Raw genomic sequence first — 19,684 nt, forward strand, 5'->3', positions numbered from 1 at the left:
TACATACTCAAAAATGCCCGTTCGCTATGAAAACAAAAAGGATGTTTTCATAACGCTCACTAACACATTTTTTATGTTGTAAAATTTGAATGTTGAGAAAAATAAATGTTTAATATCATATAAAAATATAATTCTAAAATAAACTTCCCGCATTTTCGGAGTCGACGAAGGAGCGAAGAACGCGGGTAGCGGGAGTGTGAGGGCGGCAATGAGCCCTCATGAAATACGAAAGGAGAAAATTATGAAAGAAATAAGAAAGGAATTAAATAGAGTAATAGCAGCACTTCTATTAAGTCTTTTTATGTCCTTTAATATATTCGGGGCAGGAATAGAAGTAGATCCTAATGTTCCTCAAAATGTAAATGTGGATAAAGCACCAAACGGAGTGCCTGTAATAAATATATCTACACCTACAGATAAAGGAACTTCTATAAACTCCTTTAAAGAATTTAATGTAGACCAAAGGGGAGTCGAAATATTAAACAATACAGGAGTGGGAAGAGGACACTTATCAGGAATAGTAAATCCAAATCCTAACCTAAGACCAGGACAGGAAGCAAGAACAGTAGTATTTAAAGTGACAGGAGCAAACAGAAGTGAAATAGAAGGCTACATATCGGCATTATCACCAAGACCGATAAATCTTTTTATTGCAAATGAGAACGGAATATATGTAAACGGAGGAGGATTCATAAATGTAAATAGAGCAGCCCTTGTAACAGGAAAGATAAATATACAGGACGGAGATGTTGTATCTTTTACAACAAGAGACGGAAAAGTAATAATAGGAGAAAAAGGACTCGATATATCAAATGTAGAAAGAGTAGATATAATAACAAGAACACAGGAACTGGCAGGAAAAATAGTAGGACAGAAAGATGTAAATATAATACTGGGGCAAAATGAAGTAAATCTCGCAGGAATAGTAACACCCATAATAACAGCAGACAATAAACCTGCATTATCATTAAACGGAGGAGCGTTAGGCTCAATCTATTCAAACGGACAGGTAAATATCATATCGACAGAAAAAGGGGTAGGAGTAAACTTAAAATCAAGTGTATTATCTGAAAATGACATAAGAATGAAAATAAACGGTAATGCAGATGTAAAAGAAATCATATCAAAAAACGCGGAAATACAAACAGAAGACCTGAAAACAGACAAAATAAATGCAAATAATCTGAATATAACAGCAAAAGACTATGAAAACAGAAAAGAAATAACAGCTCAAAATGTAAATATATCATCGACAAACTTTAAAAATAACGAACTTACTGCAGGAAACCTTACACTTAATACAGGAAATGCAGAAAGTAACAAAATATCCGCAAACAGTGTAAATATAACGGGGAATAACCTGAAAACAAATGTAATGGAAGGACAGAATATAAGTCTTGCAATAAGTAATAACATAAATAATACAGGAAATATAGTTGCAGGAACATTAAATGTTTCAGCAAAAGATTTTGACAATAAGGAAATAGTTGCAAATAATCTGAATTTGAATACATCAGGTAAAATACAAAGTAATAAAATAAATTCAAATACTTCAAATATAAAAGGACAGGATATAATAAGTAATGAAATAGAAACTGGAATATTAAAACTGCAGGGAAATAATATTCAAAGTAATAAAATAACAGGAAATGAAGTTGAAATAAAAGGAAATAATTTAAAAACAAATGTAATAGAAGGAAAAAATGTAGATTTAACTGTAAACAACAACATACATAATACACAAAATATAACAGCGGGAAAATTGAAAATAAATTCTTCAAACTTAATAAATAATGAAATAAATGCAAGCGAACTAAACATAAATACAGGACAAAATATAGACAGTAACAATATAAGGGCAGCAAAAGCTACAATAAATGCTACTGATATAAAGAGTAATAAAATAACATCAAATGATTTAAAAGTAACAGGAAATACATTTTTAAATAATGACAAGGTAGATGCAACTTCTGCCGATTTTAACTTACAAAATGATTTTACAACAAAAGGAACAGTATCTACAGACAAACTTACAGTAAAATCAAATAATGTTGTAAATGACGGGAAAATACTGTCGGGAAGTGCAAATATATCCGTAAAAGAAAAAGTCATAAATAATGATACGGTAAACATAGGAAAACTTGATGTAAATGCAAAAAGCCTTGAAAATAAGAAGGATATAAGAACAAATAATCTAAATATAACAACAAATGAAAATACTGTAAATACAGGAACAATAACAGCAAATAATGTGACTGTAAATGCAGGAAGTGTTGTGAACACAAATAAAATAGAGACAGAGAGTCTTAATATAAAAACAAGAGGAAATACTGAAAACAGTGGACAGATATTATCAAATAATCTGACAGTAAGCAGTGATAATTTCATAAATAAGAATGAAATATCTGTAGATAAAGGGACAATAACGGCAAATAATGTAATAAAGAATGAGAATAAGATAAATGCCAATGAACTTACAACAAATTCGAGAAGTCTTGTAAATGAAAAAAAGATAGAAGTGGGAACAGGAACATTTACAACAACAGAAGATATAGAAAATAAGGATTTATTAGCAGGAAATAATTTAAAGTTTAAAGGAAGAAACTTATTAAACAGTGAAGGAAAAACAATATTCGCAACAAATAAACTGGAAGCGGATATGACAGGCAATGTAGTAAATAAGAAAGCAGAAATATTATCCCAAAATGAAATAGACTTAAAAGCAGATATAATAGATAATACCGTAGGAAAAATAAAAGGAACGGGAGATGTAAAATTAACAGGAAGAAAGATAGAAAATGTAGGAGAAGTAGGAGATCTAACAAAGTATAAGCTGTATTGGGAGACTTGGAACGGAAAAAGATTTGACAGTTATGCCGATGTAGCGACACCTGAAAAAGGCTGGACCATAATTCCGAGAGAAACACTTTCAGGAAGTACAGGAGATAAGGAATCAACATTTGAATATTTTTTAAACAACTTCGGAGGAGCAGACGGAGTTTCATATATATTTAAAGAACTGGATAAAGTAGTCAGACAGAAAAAATATACACAGCAAGGAACAATAGCAGTAAATTCCACAGAATATCCTGTTGTACCTTTAATGAACAAAATAGAAAGTGAAGCAAAAACAAATCATGCCGTAATATCTGGAAAAAATATAACGCTAAATGCAGGAGAAGAATTAAACAATACAGACGGAATAATATCGGCAAGCGAAATAAATAAAATAGATGCTCCTAAAATAGTTCATAAAGTAACAATAGATGAGAATAATCCGATATCATTGACAGACGGAGCTGAAAAATTGATATGGTGGAAAACAAGTCATCATGGAAAATCAAGATATCCTGTAAATTATGAAAGATATCTTGTACCAAGTTCAAGAGTGGGTTATGTAGCAGGACAGCCAAGCATAATAGAAGGAAAAGAAGTATTAATAGATAAAACAAAAATAGTGTCCGAAAGATTTGATTCGGCAAAAGGTCAAATAATAAAAAATGCAGGCACGCAAAATAATGTAACAGGAAAAAATATAGAAATAGTAAAAAATGTATCAGGAATACAGGATATAAAAAATACAGGAATAATATCGGTAAATATAGGGTCAATATCAGGAATAAACGGAGTTAATGTAAATACAGGAATAAACAACAGAAACGGAATAAATATAGGAAGTCTTTATGTACCTTCAACAGATCCGAGTTCAAGATATGTAATAGAAAACAGAACAGAGTTCATAACAAGAGGAAACTACTATGGAGGAGATTACTTCCTAAGCAGAATGGGTTATGTGGAAGACTGGGACAGAGTAAAACTGTTGGGAGATGCGTATTATGATAATATGCTCATAGAACAGACATTAACAGAAAAACTGGGAACAAGATATATAAACGGACTGTCAGGAGAAGAACTTACCAAACAACTGATAGATAATGCAACGACAGCCAAAAAAGACCTACAGTTAAGACAGGGAGTAGCCTTAACAAGAGACCAGATAAATAACTTAAAAAATGATATAATATGGTATGAATATGAGACAGTAAACGGTAAAAAGACATTAGTACCGAAAATATATTTATCAAAAGCAACAATAGAAAAACTGGAAGTAGACGGAAGAAGTAAGATATACGGGACAGAAAAGACAATAATAAAGGCATCGCAAGACTTTGAAAACACAGGAATAAAAATAGGAAGTAAGACAGGAATAACAGAAGTAACAGGAGACAGAATAAAAAATGAAACGGTAACAAACGAAAGAGCGGAAATAGTAGGAAAGAAAGTAAAAGTAGAAGCATTAACAGGAAATATAGAAAATGTAGGCGGAAAGATAGTAGCAGTAGAAAAAGTAGAATTGACAGCTAAAAACGGAGATATAATAAATGACGGAAAGAAAATAAAGGAAGGTTACTATCTTGACTCAAAAAATCATACAGAATATGAAACAGTAAGTAATATAGGAGAAATATCAGCAGAAAGTGTAAGACTGGAAACAAATAACTACAACAGTACAGGAGGAGCATTAGCGACAAAAAATCTTGAGTTGCAGTTAACAGGCAATATAAATGAAAATGCCCTTGAACTGAAGGGAAGTGACAGATTCGGAGATGATAAAAATTATCAGAAATACAAAGCAAAAGAATATGTAGGCTCAGGAATAGTAGCAGAAAAAGCAACAGGAAAAGTAGGAGATATAAACCTTAAAGGGTCAGCTTTTGTCGTAGAAGACGGAAAAGGACTAAAGGTAGGTAATGTAAAAGCAGAATCATTAGTAAACGAATACGATGTAGAGAAAAGAACAAAGGAAAAAGGAATATTAAGCAAAAGAGAAAGCCTTACTCAAAGTCATACAGAAGAAAATGTATCAAGTAACTTCAAGATAGGTGAAAATGCGGATATAAAAGGAACAGTAACAGGCATAGGAAGTAATATCTATATAGGAGATAACAGCTATGTAGGAGGAAAAGTAACGACAGACTCAAGAGAGTTACATAATACTTACTACAATGAAGAAAAGAAAAGCGGCTTCAGTGCAAGTGCAAAGGGAACGAGTGTAAGTGCAGGATACGGAAAGAGTAAAAATACATATGATGAAAAAAGCACAATAAATGCAAAATCAAGTCTGCATGTAGGAAACAATACAGTACTTAATAACGGAGCAAGTATAACGGCAACAGACTTTGAGCATGGGAAAATAGAAATAAATAACGGAGATGTAACATACGGAGCAAGAAAAGATACAAGAGATGTAAGTACAAGCTCAAAGAGCAGCTATATAGGAGTAACAGCAAGTGTAAAAAGTCCAGCCCTTGACAGAGTAAAACAGGCAAAAGAAGCAGTAGATCAGATAAAAAAAGGAGATACAGTAGGAGGAGCAGTAAATGCTGTAAACTTTGTTACAGGAACTGTGCATGGTCTTGCAGGAAATCAAGGAAACAGACAAAGAAATTATGATAAAAATGGAAGTGTAGGAAAACAGGGAGTAAAAGATGCTTCGGCAAATAACAACTTCTATGCAAATATAGGATTGGATGTAGGCTTTAATACATCAAAAAGTGAAACAAAATCTCATGAAGAAAGTGCAGTAGTAACAACAATAAAAGGAATTGACGGAGATTCAAGCATAACATACAACAATGTTAAAAACATAAACTATATGGGAGCACAGGCAAAAGATACAAAATTCATCTATAATGATGTAGAAAATATCAATAAAGAAGCAGTAGAGTTACATAACAGTTACAGCAGTAATTCAAAAGGTTTCGGAATAAGTGCAGGAGCAACAGTAGGATATGGACATAAAATACAAACGACAGGAAACGGTGGAAGTGTATCGGTAACAAGAAGTAATATGAATACAGAAGAAACACTCTATCAAAACGGAAGATTTACTAATGTAGATGAAGTCCATAACAACACAAAGAACATGAGATTATCAGGTTTTAATCAGGAAGGTGGCAAAGTAACAGGAACAATAGAAAACCTTGTAGAAGAAAGTAAACAGAACATAAGTAAAACAACAGGAAGTAGCAGTGGAGTAACAATAGGAGTAGGCTCAAACGGAGTACCGAGTTCAGCTTCAATAAGTGGAAGCAGAACAAACGGAAACAGAGCCTATGTAGATAATCAGACAACATTTATCTTGGGAGAAGGAAGTAACCTTACAATAGGGAAAGCAGAAAACACAGCAGGAATAATAGGAGTAGAAGGAAACGGAAAACTGAAGATAAATGAGTATAAAGGAACAGACTTATACAATCACGATAATCTGACAACAACAGGCGGCTCAATAGGAGTGGACTTTGGAAAAGGCGGAGCAAAAGTCAACGGAATAGGCGTAAATAATGAAAATCATAGAAAAGAAGGAATAACAAGACATACAGTAATAGGAAATGTAGAAATAGGAAGTGCAACAGGTTCTCCTATAAATAGAGACTTAAGTAAAGCAAATGAAACAACGAAAGATACACATAAAAGTACAAACATAAATATAGAGAGTCAAACAATAGAATATGCATTAAATCCTGGAAAGTTTAAAGAAGATTTAGGGAAGGCAAAAGATGAGATAAAAGATATAGGAAGAGCAATAAAAGAATCATTAAATGACAGAGGAGACGATAACAGAAACTTCTTAGGACAGTTAAGTGAAGGAAGACTCCAAAGAACGATAGAAAATATAGGGGGAGAAAGATTAAGAAAATCAACGACTCAGGAAGATATATCAAAGACATTAAAAGATACGTATAAGGATTTGGGATATGACATAGAAATAATATTCACAACACCTGATAAAGCACCGCAACTAATAGATGAGAAAGGAAAAATAAAGGCAGGAACAGCGTATGTAGGAAAAGACGGAAAACATACGATAATAATAAACACAGAAGCAAAAGAAAACCAAGATAGAGCAGGACTGATAGGAACGATAACAGAAGAAGGAAGTCATGTAATAGGGAAAGTAGAAGGAAGACAAAGAAAGGTACCTGAAGGTTCGGAAGAAAAAGGACTGGAAAGTACAGGAAGAGCAACGAATGACTTCTTTAACAAGACGTATGAGGAAGGAAATATACCGATACAGACAAAATCAGACGGAAAAGATTACAGTAAAGCTGATTTTGGTGAACATGTGGGGGATGAAAAAGGAGCTTGTTATAAAGGTGGAAGAATATTAATTAATTGTAAAGTGCCTCCTACTATGGCTGATTTTAGAATATTAGATCAAGAACATCTAAAAAAGAGATAAAAACAAACTTCAAAAAATTCGAGAGATATCAAAGGTAGAAAAGAAAATAGAAGAATCTAAAACACCCGAAGAAAAAGCGGCTTTGAAAAAACGTTTGGATAAATTAGAAGGGAAAAAATAAGAATTTTTCAAGTTTTATTTCAGGATTTAAGGAGGAAACAAAAGAAAGTACACCATTAGGCATAGTGATAGGAGTCGCTGAAAAACTTAATCCGGTTGCAGCATTATTTTTTGCGACATCTACCCCTGTAAATACAAATGAAGAACAATTGCTTCATGGGATTAGAAAGCCTCAATATTCAACTAAAGATGCAGAATATATAAAGAATAATTATCCTGAAATGTATCCTGAAATAAAGGGAAGTATTAATCCCAAAATAAAAGAATTTAATAAAAAAGCAGTAGATGTATCGGCGACAAAATTTTATGGAAAAGACGAAGAAAATGCTAATGAATTTGGCAAATTTTAGGAAGTATAGTAGGGTTTGAAGCAGGTAGAGGTGCTGCAAATACTGTAATTAATACAGGAGTAAAATATTACAGTAGCAGTTCAAAATCATTATTTGAAAAAGGTCATAGTGAAGAAATTGGTAAAAATCTTAATGATTATGCAAGTTCTAAGAGTAATCCAAATAAAAGATATACAGCAAGTGAATCAGAAGCTGAACTCACTACCCGTTTAAAAGAAATGTATAAAGATAAACCGAATACAACGATAGAAACTCAAGAGTCATATAAGGGTGGAGAGAATGTGAAATATGGAATAAAAGGTTCAGTAAGACCTGAAAATTCTGTAGTAGAAAACGGTATTGTAAAGGAAACATATGAAATAAAGAATTATAATCAAGAAAATTATAACAGTATGACCTCAAATATAGGAAAACAGGCAATTAAAAGAGCAGAAGAATTACCTGAAACTGCGACACAAAAAATTGTAATAGATACAAGAGGTCAAAAAATTACACCTGAAATAAGACAAAAAATAACAGAGGATATAATTAGAAAATCAAATAAAATAATAAAAAAAGAAAATATAATATTTATGGAATAAAATAGGAGGATAAAGATGAGAGAATTAACAACAAAAGAGTTTAATGACTTATACAAAAGAAATTTTAGGGAATATTTTGATAAACCTTTAAAGAAAGATGGATTTTATAAGAAAGGCACAATAAATTTTTATAGAATAAATAAGCTGGGTATGATTGAAACATTAAATTTTCAGAAACATCGAGAAGAATTAAATGTAAATTGTGCTATTCTTCCAATATACTGTGGGGCTACAAAAGAATCTATAACGATAGGATTAAGATTAGGAAAATTTATGAATACCCGTTATACTTATTGGTGGGATATAAAAGACGATGAAAGTATGGAAAAAAATATGCAGGAAATGTTAAATGTAATACAAACAGATTTGTATAATTGGTTTAATAAAATGGATAATGAGAAAGAGATATTGAAATATATTTCAATATCATATCAAACAATTATAAATAGATATATAACTCAAGCAGCGAGTATGGCAAAATTTAAAAGATATGATGAAATTTTACAATATGTAGAAAAAGTGAAAAAAGAATATATGGAAAGTTGGTCAGAAGAAGAGAGACAAAAGAAGGAGTGGTTAAAAAAGTGTTAGACGAAGCTTTATTGCTTGAAAGAAAATTAAAGGAAGGTAAAGAAAATATAGATCAATATATTATAGAAAGAGAAAAACAATCATTGATTGAATTAGGATTAGAAAAGTTAATTAAATAATAAAAAGATTCCCCGCATTTTCGGAGTCGACGTAAGGAGCGGAGAACGCGGGTAGCGGGAGTATGAGGGCGGCAATGAGCCCTCATGAACTTCCAAAACGGCAGCAGAGCCTATGTAGATAATCAGACAACATTTATCTTAGGAGAAGGAAGTAACCTTACAATAGGGAAAGCAGAAAACACAGCAGGAATAATAGGAGTAGAAGGAAACGGAAAGCTAAAGATAAATGAATACAAAGGAAAAGATTTATACAATCATGATAATTTAACAACAACAGGCGGTTCAATAGGAACAAGCGGAGCAGGGATAAGTAATGAAAACCACAGAAAAGAAGGCATAACAAGACATACAGTAATAGGAAATGTGGAAATAGGAAGTGCAACAGGAAGCCCTATAAACAGAGACAGAAGTAAAGCCAATGAAACAACAAGAGATGACCATAGCAGTACAAATGTATATGTAGAAAGTCAAACTATAGATTATGCATTACACCCTGCAAAGTTTAAAGAAGATGTAGGGATAGCAATACTTGAAGGAAGTGCAACGGTAGAAGGAGCCTTAAAGAAAATAGATAATATATTAAGAGGAGATGATAATAGCGACATATCACAATCAGAAAAGAGAAGATATGAAGAGATAAAGGAAAATATAATAAGGGTAAAGACAGCTCCAGATATGAAGTTAATAGCAGAAGGAGATTTAAGTGACCCTGACGTACAGAAGCGACTTGGTATAGGAGGAAGATTTAATCCTGATGACCCTAACTTACCTGAAAAGATAAAAGACAGAATAGCTCAGGTAAGAGAACAGGGACAGGAGATAAATTACTTTTACGATAAGGTAACAGGAAAGATATACATAAATGAGAATGCAGATGAGGATGAAATAAGAGCAGGAATAGGAAGAGAGTGGGGGATAAGAGACGAGTTTGACAGAGGAAGAACAAAACCTAACGGAGAAGGACAGGAAAAAGGAACCGTTGCAGGAGAGATAGCGTATAAGGAAATAGAAGACAGAACAAAAGGAAAGAGCGATAAGAAAGTAAATCCTTATGATTTTGAATATGCTAAGTTTGATCCTGATAGTGAGGTTAGTGGGGATAAATGTGTAACTAATTTATGTTTTGAAGGAGATCGTCCAGGACAATCAATACCTTTAAGTACATCAAAGAATCTGAATAATAAGAACAATGAATTTTCTAAATTACACAAACAATTAGAAAATTACTGTAAGAAATCAGGAAAATGTAAAGAAGAAAAAGGAGTATATGTTTTCAATGATGAAGCAGAGTTTTTTAAGTATAATGAATTATTCAGAAAAACAGGACATAGAGATAGAGTTAAATTAGATTATAAGAAGCCGATATTGAAAACTATTGCTGATTTTGGAGTAGGAGCAATAAAAATAACAGGAAGTATCATAAAAGATACAGTAAAAGATGGAATGTTTTTAATTGCGGGTTATAGCGGAGCAATAAGTGAAGATATGTCTCTTGGTATTGTAAAGTATAGAGATCCGAAAACACTTGCTCCTGTCGAAATAAATAACAAGAGTTATTTGATGGGACAAGCAATAGGGCATATACAGATGGCAGGAGCAGGACTTTCGGGAGAAATAGGTGGAAATCTTATAGAAGGTGCAGCGGTAGCAGGAGCACCTGAAACAGCAGGGGTTTCATTAACTGGAGTAGTGGTAGGCGAGGCAGTAAAAGGTTATTCGGTAGCAGTAGGAAGTTATTCAACAGTACAAGCAACAATTACTATAGGGAAAATATTATCTAGTCCGCCAACAGAGTTGACATCAGGTGCCGAGTCGGGAAATAAAGATGAGAAGCCTAAACAGGAAAAATCCTCTGAGCCTAAAAAAGAAGTAGAGTCTAAGCAACAGGAAAATGGTAATCAAAAGAAATCCAAAAAAGAAACGGAAAGTAAAAAAACTGAAAATAAAGGGAAATCTAATAATGAAAATAAAAGTAATAAGGAACAAAATAGTAATAATAGAAATAATGAAATATCTAAAAATCAAAATATTTCAGAACAAAATCAGCCTCAATCTGACTTAAATAATAATTCAAATATAGAAAGAAATTTTAATAATTTATCAGAGAATGAGAAAGCGATGTTTGAAAAATATGAAAAAAACGGTTGGAAAGGACAAGTGTCGGGAGGACCTGCTAATGCAGGAAGAGAATATAAAAACGATGGAAGATTAGGAGGAGAGATATTACCAAAAGAAAACACTAAAGGGACAATAACTTATAAGGAGTTTGATATTAATGTTAAAACAGGAGAATTTAGAGACGGCTATAGATTTGTAAAAGGAAGTGACGGCTCGGTATATTATACAGATGACCATTATATGACGTTTACAAGGGTAAAATAATAAGGAGGCTAATATGTTACAAAATAAGCTAATAGTAACAAGTAAAAATGATAAAGAAAACATTTATAAAATTTCAGAAGATAAATGGGTTATAGAGTTAGATGGAGATAAAATAAATGATTGGAATGATTTTTACGATATAATGCAAAAAGAGATAGATGTATTGAATTACAATAGTAAGTTTGGTAGAGGTGGGCATACTTATGATGATTTTGCAACAGATATAGCATTATTTAATGAAGTAAAGAAAAGAAATGCAAAAGGTATGGTAATGATATTAAATTATACTAAGAAATTTAAAGAAGTATCAGAAGAAGAAAAAGGATATATATATTATGATACAATTTTTACCTTATTGCTGGAGTGGTATAGAGATTTGAGAATAGTATATAAACAGGAAAAACCGACAATAGATATAGAAATGTATATTTTAATAGATGATAATTTATTCAAAAAACGCCCTGATTTCAAAAATGAATTAATAATAGGAATAGAAGAAGATAAAGAAGAAATAGGTAATAAATTTAAAGATTATAAATTGATAAAATTATCTGCTTCTTTAGGAATGGAAAGTAAAATTTTTTTAGAAAAACTTAAAAAAGAGGTAAAAAAAATTATTGATAGAAGAATAAAAGTTTTGCTGTTAAATCCAGAAAATCTTTATTTTGTATATGAAAGGAGTATCTTAATAGATATAGTAGAAAATATACTAATAAGAAAATATGAAGAAGGAAAAGAAGTGAAAATTTATCTAATCTTCAAAAATGATATATTTTAAGTTTGTATAGTTAGAAAATAAATAACCCCCGCATTTTCGAAGTCGACGTAAGGAGCGAAGAATGCTGGTAGCGGGAGTATGAGGGCGGCAATGAGCCCTCATGAACTTTTCAAATGGAAGCAGAGCCTATGTAGATAATCAGACAACATTTATCTTGGGAGAAGGAAGTAACCTTACAATAGGGAAAGTGGAAAATACGGCAGGAATAATAGGAGTGGAAGGAAACGGAAAACTAAAGATAAATGAATACAAAGGAAAAGATTTATACAATCATGACAGTTTAACAACAACAGGTGGCTCAATAGGAACAAGCGGAGCAGGAATAAGTAATGAAAACCATAGAAAAGAAGGAATAACACGACATACAGTAATAGGAAATGTAGAAATAGGAAGTGCAACGGGAAGTCCTATAAACAGAGATAGAAGTAAAGCCAATGAAACAACAAGAGATGACCATAGCAGTACAAATGTATATGTAGAAAGTCAGACGATAGATTATGCATTGCATCCTGGAAAGTTTAAAGAAGATGTAGGGATAGCAGTACTTGAAGGAAGTGCAACAGTAGAAGGAGCCTTAAAGAAAATAGACAATATCCTAAGAGGAGATGATAACAGCGACATATCCCAATCAGAAAAGAGAAGATATGAAGAGATAAAGGAAAATATAATAAGGGTAAAGACAGCTCCAGATATGAAGTTAATAGCAGAAGGAGATTTAAGTGACCCTGAAGTACAGAAACGGCTTGGGATAGGAGGAAGATTTAATCCAGATGATCCTAACTTACCTGAAAAGATAAAAGACAGAATAGCTCAGGTAAGAGAACAGGGGCAGGAGATAAATTACTTCTATGACAAAGTAACAGGAAAAATTTATATAAATGAGAATGCAGATGAAGATGAGATAAGAGCAGGAATAGGAAGAGAGTGGGGGATAAGAGACGAGTTTGACAGAGGAAGAATGAAATCTAACGGAGAAGGACAGGAAAAAGGAACAGTCGCAGGAGAGATAGCGTATAAGGAAATAGAAGACAGAACAAAAGGAAAGGGCGATAAGAAAGTAAATCCATATGACTTTGAATATGCACAATTTGATCCTGACAGTGAGGTTAGCGGGGGATGTATTAGGTAAGTTATATATAGATAGAGTTAAGTATACACCATTTTATGGAAGGGCTGAATCCACTTTAAAGAATAAATGTAATAATAATATACACTGCCTTTCTAATTTATATGGATTAGGAGATAGTATTAAAACAGATGGAAAAGCAACTGGTATGAAGAACAAAGAGGAGGTTATAGGTACATCTATAGATTTTGGAGAAGCATACGTTGCCGGTCGTATGTCAATACCATTAGGAGCATTTGAGGCTTTTATGTTTATAAAAGATCATATGATTGACAAAAAACCAAAAAATAGCGAAGAAGCAATTAAAGAAGTATATTTAACAGCTGTAGCAATAATTGAAAATAAAAGAATGCAAGCAGCTCATGATATTTATGTGAAAGAAAAAACTGATTTAGAAATATTTGAAGATGGAATAAGTTCTCAAAAAAATAAAGGCTTATAATGCTGGAAGAAAATTATTTGGGAAAAAATTGTATCGGAAAAAGAAATAAGAGATAGAATTTGGAGACTTAATAATTATATGAAAACTGAAAATCCGGATTATTTTTTGAAGCCTAGAAGATTGGAAACAATAAAACCATACTATAAATTACCTAAAATACTCTTATAGGAGGAAAAATGAAAAAAATAAATATAGCAAAATTCTTTAGATACTCAATGTCAGCATTGATGTTTCCTCAAATTATTATGTTAACTCTAAATTATATATTATTCCTTCCGTTTCAATTTAGACTGGAAAGTTATGATTTTATTTTACTGTTTATGCCTCTTTTATTTTACTTTCTGCTTTCGTTGGCATTTATATTGAGATACATAAAAAAGATAAAATATATAAAAAAAGATTATAAGATGTTTTTCATTCTGCAAATGATAGTCTTCATAAAATATTGCGAATTTTTAATAACTCTTTTCAGGAAGTGATGGATATGAAGGAAAAAATCAAAAAAATATATGAAGTTATTGAGAAAATCATTATTATTTTATTTATAATTTGTCAGATACTTGTTTTTTTTAAAATTATGAAATCTGATAATTATTACAGTAATTTGAGTTTTGAATTATTAATATATGCTTTAGTAATAAGAATGTTAATGGTTGGAATCTTAATTTCAGGGGGAAAAAGAATGAGAATAAAAACTGTTGTATTTCTTATGTGTGAGTTATTGTCCGGAATATTTATAACTAACTATCTTTTTAAGCCGAACGGAAGATTTGTAAAAACATCGGAATATTTAGGAATGGGAGCTTATAAAGTCACTTTTTCCAAAGCAAGTCTTTATATCTGGATAGGGTACAGCTTAATACACCTTATATTAAATATTATTTATTATTTGAAGAAAAAGAAAAATGATTTTATTCTTGAAAGCTGTTATTTATTTGTTATACGGATGGTATTTATATGTATTCTTATGACAGAATGGAAATTTGCCTGAATTTAAAAAAGTCGAACTTAAAACTCGGCTTTTTTATTTGTCGGAAAATTTGCAAGATTGATTATTTTCATTTTTTTAAAGTGGAAATAATAGCCGATTTATGCTATACTTATATACAAAATATAAGTTGGGAATAGAGGTATAAATAATGGCAGAAACACCGTTAATGAAGCAGTATAAAGATATAAAATCCGATTATAAGGATTCTATATTGTTTTTCAGACTTGGTGATTTTTACGAGATGTTTTTTGAAGATGCAATAAAAGCCTCAAAAGAATTGGGACTTACATTGACATCGAGAAATAAAGAAAGAGAGCAGGATGTTCCTTTGGCAGGAGTACCGTATCATTCTGCAAATTCATATATAGCAAAATTAGTTTCCAAAGGATATAAAGTCGCTATTTGCGAGCAGACAGAAGATCCGAAGGCGGCAAAAGGGATAGTAAAAAGAGAAGTAGTCAAGATTATTACACCCGGTACTATTATTGACGTGGACTCTCTCGATTCCAAAAGCAACAACTATCTGATGAGTATAAAAGTAACCGAAAATAAAATAGGAATAGCATATATAGACATTACCACAGGAGAATTTAAAGTAACTGAAATAGATGAAGATACGGAATATATGCAGCTTTTCAGTGAGCTGAATAAAATAGAGCCTAAAGAAGTGCTGCTGACAAGCTCTTTTTATGAAACAATAAAAGATAAAATTGATGATTTTGTGCAGAAAAATGATGCTACAATAAGCATTGTAAATAAAGTGAGAGATTCGGAAAAACTGCTGACTGATTATTTCGGGATAGTTTCCCTTGAAAGTTACGGGATAAAAGGTAAAAAGTCGGTAATAGAGGCTGCTGCCATTGCTTTAGATTATGCGATGACAATGCAGTTGGAAAATGATCTTACAGTTGAAAAAATAGAATTTCTGAATGTTTCCAATTATGCGGATATAAACTCGATAACGAGAAAGAATCTGGAGCTTACTAAAAGTCAGAGGGAGAAAACAGTCTACGGCTCTCTTTTGTGGGTTCTTGATAAATGTAAATCTTCTATGGGAACGAGGCTTTTAAAAAGATATATTAATAATCCTTTACTGGACATAGAAGAAATAACAAAAAGACAGAACGATGTTCAGTATTTTATTGATAATATACTTGTTCGTGAGGATTTGAAAGAAAAACTTGAAAATATTTACGATTTGGAACGTCTTTTAGGAAAAGTTACATTCGGAAGTGAAAACGGGAAAGATCTGACAGCTTTGAAAAATACAGTAAAAGCTTCGATAGAAATAATTCAGATATTGAAAGATACGTCTTTTTTTAATGATATAAATATAAATGTCTTGATCGGTATTTACAGGCTGATAGACGAAAGTATAGACGAAAATGCCCCTTTTACTGTGAGAGAGGGGAATATAATAAAAAGAGGATATAATGCCGAACTTGACGAAATACACAAGATAATGAATTCGGGAAAAGATTTTCTTTTGGAAATAGAGAAAAAGGAAAAAGAAGCTACCGGAATAAAAAATATGAAAATAAAGTATAATAAAGTATTCGGATATTTTATAGAAGTTACAAAATCCAATTTGGACATGGTTCCTGATACTTATATAAGAAAGCAGACATTGACCAATGCCGAAAGGTTTGTAACACCGGAGCTTAAAAAATATGAAGATACTATTATAAATTCTAAGGCAAAAATAGAAGATATGGAGTATTATTTATTTAAGGAAGTCAGCACAAAAGTGAAAGAATGTAAAACTGATCTTGTGAAACTTGCGGAAAAACTGGCTTATCTTGATGTGATCGTATCTTTTTCAACGGTTGCAATAGAAAATGATTATATAAGACCCGAGATTACAAATGATTTTTCCATAGATATAAAAGACGGAAGACATCCTGTAGTGGAAAAACTTATAGGAAGATCGGACTTTGTGTCGAATGATACTTTGCTCACTGAAAAAGAGCGGTTTACAGTATTGACAGGACCGAATATGTCGGGGAAATCCACTTATATGAAGCAGGTTGCATTAATATCGATAATGGCTCAGACAGGTTCTTATGTTCCCGCTTCGAGTGCGAAATTGTCTATTGTGGATAAATATTTGACGAGAATAGGGGCTTCGGATGATATTCTTACGGGACAAAGTACATTTATGGTAGAAATGAGCGAAGTTTCCAATATTATAAACAATGCTACCGAAAGAAGCCTTATTATCCTTGATGAAGTAGGAAGAGGAACATCGACTTTCGATGGAGTTTCCATAGCTACGGCAATTTCCGAATATATACACGAAAAAATAAAAGCGAAAACAATCTTTGCTACACATTATCACGAGCTTACGGAACTGGAAAACAGATATGAAAACATTGTGAATTATCGGATAGAAGTAGAAGAAAAAGCCGGAAAAGTAATGTTTTTGAGAAATATAGTCAAAGGCGGTGCGGATAAATCCTACGGGATAGAAGTGGTAAAACTCGCAGGACTTCCCAAAGAAATACTTCACGAGAGCAAAAAAATACTTCACAGACTTGAGCAGAAAAAAGAACTGATAGAAAAGACCATAGATGTGCATCAGTTATCACTTTTCGGTCAGGTTATAGAAGCACAGGAATCTTATCAGGGATATAATCCCGATTTTTATACCGAAGATAAAACGGATAAAGTTGCCGAAGAGATTATTTATGATATTGAAAGTAAAGATGTAAATAATATGACACCTATGGAAGCCTTGAAATTCTTATCCGAAATAAAAGCCAAATTAGAGGAGAAAAAATAATGTGGAAAAAAACAGCCTACGGAGTTTTAATCGTTATAGCGGGATATTTTCTGTATTCAGTATTTTTAAAAAAAATAGATACATCTCCTGTGGAAAAAATGAAACAGGAAATGAACGCAAAAAATGTTACTTATAAATTGAAAGATGATGCGATTATAAAAGCCGACGAGCAGATAGGAACGCAGACAGACGGAATTATAAAGTTTAAGGGAGTTGTTATAGATCTGTTGAAAAAAGATATGCTCATATCGGCAAAAGAAGCCGAAGTAAATACAAAAACTTCGGATATTACTTTGAAAAATACCGTAGAAGGAAGAACCAAAGACAATAAATGGAATATATTTACAGAACATGTGGACTATAAAAAAGAGGGAGATCTGATAATTTCCGATACGAGAACAAAAATCATAAATAACGAAGATAAAACCGAGCTTCAAGCCGATAAAGTCCAAACAACTGTAAAATTTGAGGAAATAACGGGAACAGGAAATGTCGTATACAAAAAAGAGGGGAAAGAACTTAAAGCCGATAAAATAAAGTATAACGATGTGAACAAACAGGCGGAAGCCGAAGGTAACGTAAAATATAAAGATGAAAAAAGTGATATTGCTGCAAACAGAGGAGTTTATTTTATTGAGAAAAAACAGGTAGACGCTACGGGAAATGTCAATTACAGAAATAAAGACCTAAATGTGAAAGCAAATCATGTATTTTATGATGAAATTAAACAGATAGCCAATGCTGACGGAAACGGGACTTTCAGTTATTTCCCGAGAAAGTCCACGGGGACTTTCCAAAGCGGAGTTTATGACCTTGTAAATGAAATCTTGACAACGGATCAGTATTATACGATGAATTATGATGACTATAAGATGAAAGGAACCGGACTTGTTTATCTTTTTAAAACGGGAGATGCCACATTAAAGAGCAATTTCTCGGTAACAAAGCAGAATTTCACAGTCAGTGGGTCAGACGGAACGATGAATACTATTGTAAAAAATATATTTGCAAACAATATGCTGATGACAAGTGTTCAGGGAGACAGAATAAGTTCCAGAACGGGAGAGGGAAGTTTTGAAAAGAAAGAATTCAGATTTGACGGAAATATAAACGGGAAAATAAGAGGAAATGTAAAAAACTTTGTAACCAATCCGACAAAACTTGTGGATTCGGAAGCTGTTCATTTTAGAGGAAATACTGCAAAAGTGTATTTTCTTTCTCACAGTAATAACGATATGAGTATTACAAGAAGTGAAATTAAAGAAAATGTTCATATGATATATAAAGAGCTGAATCTTGATTCCCAATACAATGAAATAGATACATCGAAAAACCTTGTTTTAGCCAGAGACAGAGTAATACTGGATTTCAGAAATGAAACTCAGATGACATCGAATTTTCTTTATCTTGACTTAAATCAGGAAATCGGAAATGCACAAAATAACGTAAAAATAGTAAGTAAGTTGCCTCAGCTTGTAAACCTTAATACGAGTTCCGATAAAGCGACTGTAAATATGAAAGAAAAGAAAGTAACTTTATTGGGAAATGTAGTAAGTTATCAGGGAAAAACAAAAATATCGTCTAAAAAAGCAGTGTACGATATTAATAAAAAAATACTGGAAAATGACGGAAATATCAAAATGGAATACTTTGTTCAGAACAGTGCCGTTTCTACGGGTAAAACCAATGCTACGGATGTTCAGGCTGTGGATGAAATCTTGAAAAAACTGTCCGTATCACAAAACGATATAAATAATAGGGATAAAATAGAGCTTCCAAGAGCAATGACAGCTTCAAACGGAACGAATGTGAATATAAAATGGAGTTCTTCAAATTCGGGATTTTTGCCTGTTACAGGAAAAGTAAACAAGGAATTTTTAGGAGGAAACAGAAGAAATGTTACGTTGAAGGCTCTTTTAAGAGCAGGTTCCGAAGAAAAAGAAAAAACTTTCAATGTAAATATTCCTGTGGAAACAGTAGGAGAAATGCTTGAAAGAGCTGCAAAAAATATTTATGTGCCTGAATCTCAAAATAATTTACCGAGTACCGTAAAAGTCAATGTGGCAAAAGGGACTCTGGATATACCTGTTACTTGGGAAAGAAGCGGATCTAAAGAAAAAGGTCTTGTAGCGACGCTAAGATATCAGGGAGTTGAATATAAAAAACAATTTTAAACGGG

The 19,684-nt window shown here is 32.2% G+C and carries 12 protein-coding genes; all 12 read left to right on the forward strand.

Annotated elements, in window-relative coordinates:
* Positions 1–241 precede the first annotated feature (241 nt).
* The 12 genes from FVE72_RS03655 (at position 242) to FVE72_RS03705 (ending at position 19,679) form a co-directional block, all read left to right on the forward strand.
* On the forward strand, positions 242–7,243 hold the full coding sequence (locus FVE72_RS03655) for a two-partner secretion domain-containing protein (RefSeq protein ID WP_172966386.1): 7,002 nt from the start codon (positions 242–244) through the stop codon (positions 7,241–7,243).
* Between the two features lie 185 nt (positions 7,244–7,428).
* A complete protein-coding gene (locus FVE72_RS03660; protein WP_146966372.1) occupies positions 7,429–7,713 on the forward strand; it encodes a hypothetical protein in 285 nt (94 codons plus the stop codon).
* A gap of 218 nt (positions 7,714–7,931) precedes the next feature.
* Complete coding sequence (locus FVE72_RS03665) at positions 7,932–8,294, forward strand: hypothetical protein (protein ID WP_146966374.1); 363 nt, start codon at positions 7,932–7,934, stop codon at positions 8,292–8,294.
* A 15-nt stretch (positions 8,295–8,309) separates the two neighbouring features.
* A complete protein-coding gene (locus FVE72_RS03670; protein WP_232049471.1) occupies positions 8,310–8,885 on the forward strand; it encodes a DUF4304 domain-containing protein in 576 nt (191 codons plus the stop codon).
* Positions 8,879–9,004 carry a hypothetical protein gene (locus tag FVE72_RS11550; RefSeq protein ID WP_269472567.1) on the forward strand — a complete coding sequence of 42 codons (126 nt, stop codon included), beginning with the start codon at positions 8,879–8,881 and terminating at the stop codon, positions 9,002–9,004. Before FVE72_RS03670 ends, FVE72_RS11550 begins: the two co-directional genes overlap by 7 nt.
* An 84-nt stretch (positions 9,005–9,088) precedes the next feature.
* On the forward strand, positions 9,089–11,386 hold the full coding sequence (locus tag FVE72_RS11335; RefSeq protein ID WP_026737295.1) for a ribonuclease domain-containing protein: 2,298 nt from the start codon (positions 9,089–9,091) through the stop codon (positions 11,384–11,386).
* Positions 11,387–11,399: 13 nt separating this feature from the next.
* Positions 11,400–12,164 (forward strand): hypothetical protein, encoded by a 765-nt coding sequence (locus FVE72_RS03680; RefSeq protein WP_026737296.1) that lies wholly within the window; start codon positions 11,400–11,402, stop codon positions 12,162–12,164.
* Between the two features lie 100 nt (positions 12,165–12,264).
* Positions 12,265–13,293 carry a hypothetical protein gene (locus FVE72_RS03685; protein WP_026737297.1) on the forward strand — a complete coding sequence of 343 codons (1,029 nt, stop codon included), beginning with the start codon at positions 12,265–12,267 and terminating at the stop codon, positions 13,291–13,293.
* Positions 13,232–13,732: a hypothetical protein gene (locus tag FVE72_RS03690; protein ID WP_146966376.1), complete on the forward strand. Its 501-nt coding sequence runs from the start codon at positions 13,232–13,234 to the stop codon at positions 13,730–13,732. Before FVE72_RS03685 ends, FVE72_RS03690 begins: the two co-directional genes overlap by 62 nt.
* Positions 13,733–14,216: 484 nt before the next feature.
* Entirely contained in the window at positions 14,217–14,723 is a 507-nt protein-coding gene (locus tag FVE72_RS03695; RefSeq protein ID WP_146966378.1) for a hypothetical protein, read from the forward strand.
* Positions 14,724–14,871: 148 nt separating this feature from the next.
* Complete coding sequence (mutS, locus tag FVE72_RS03700; RefSeq protein WP_026737301.1) at positions 14,872–17,505, forward strand: DNA mismatch repair protein MutS; 2,634 nt, start codon at positions 14,872–14,874, stop codon at positions 17,503–17,505.
* On the forward strand, positions 17,505–19,679 hold the full coding sequence (locus FVE72_RS03705; RefSeq protein WP_026737302.1) for an LptA/OstA family protein: 2,175 nt from the start codon (positions 17,505–17,507) through the stop codon (positions 19,677–19,679). The genes mutS and FVE72_RS03705 overlap by 1 nt, the downstream gene beginning before the upstream one ends.
* The last annotated feature ends 5 nt before the right edge of the window (positions 19,680–19,684 follow it).

The organism is Pseudoleptotrichia goodfellowii (genome assembly GCF_007990505.1).
Classification (GTDB): Bacteria; Fusobacteriota; Fusobacteriia; order Fusobacteriales; family Leptotrichiaceae; genus Pseudoleptotrichia; species Pseudoleptotrichia goodfellowii.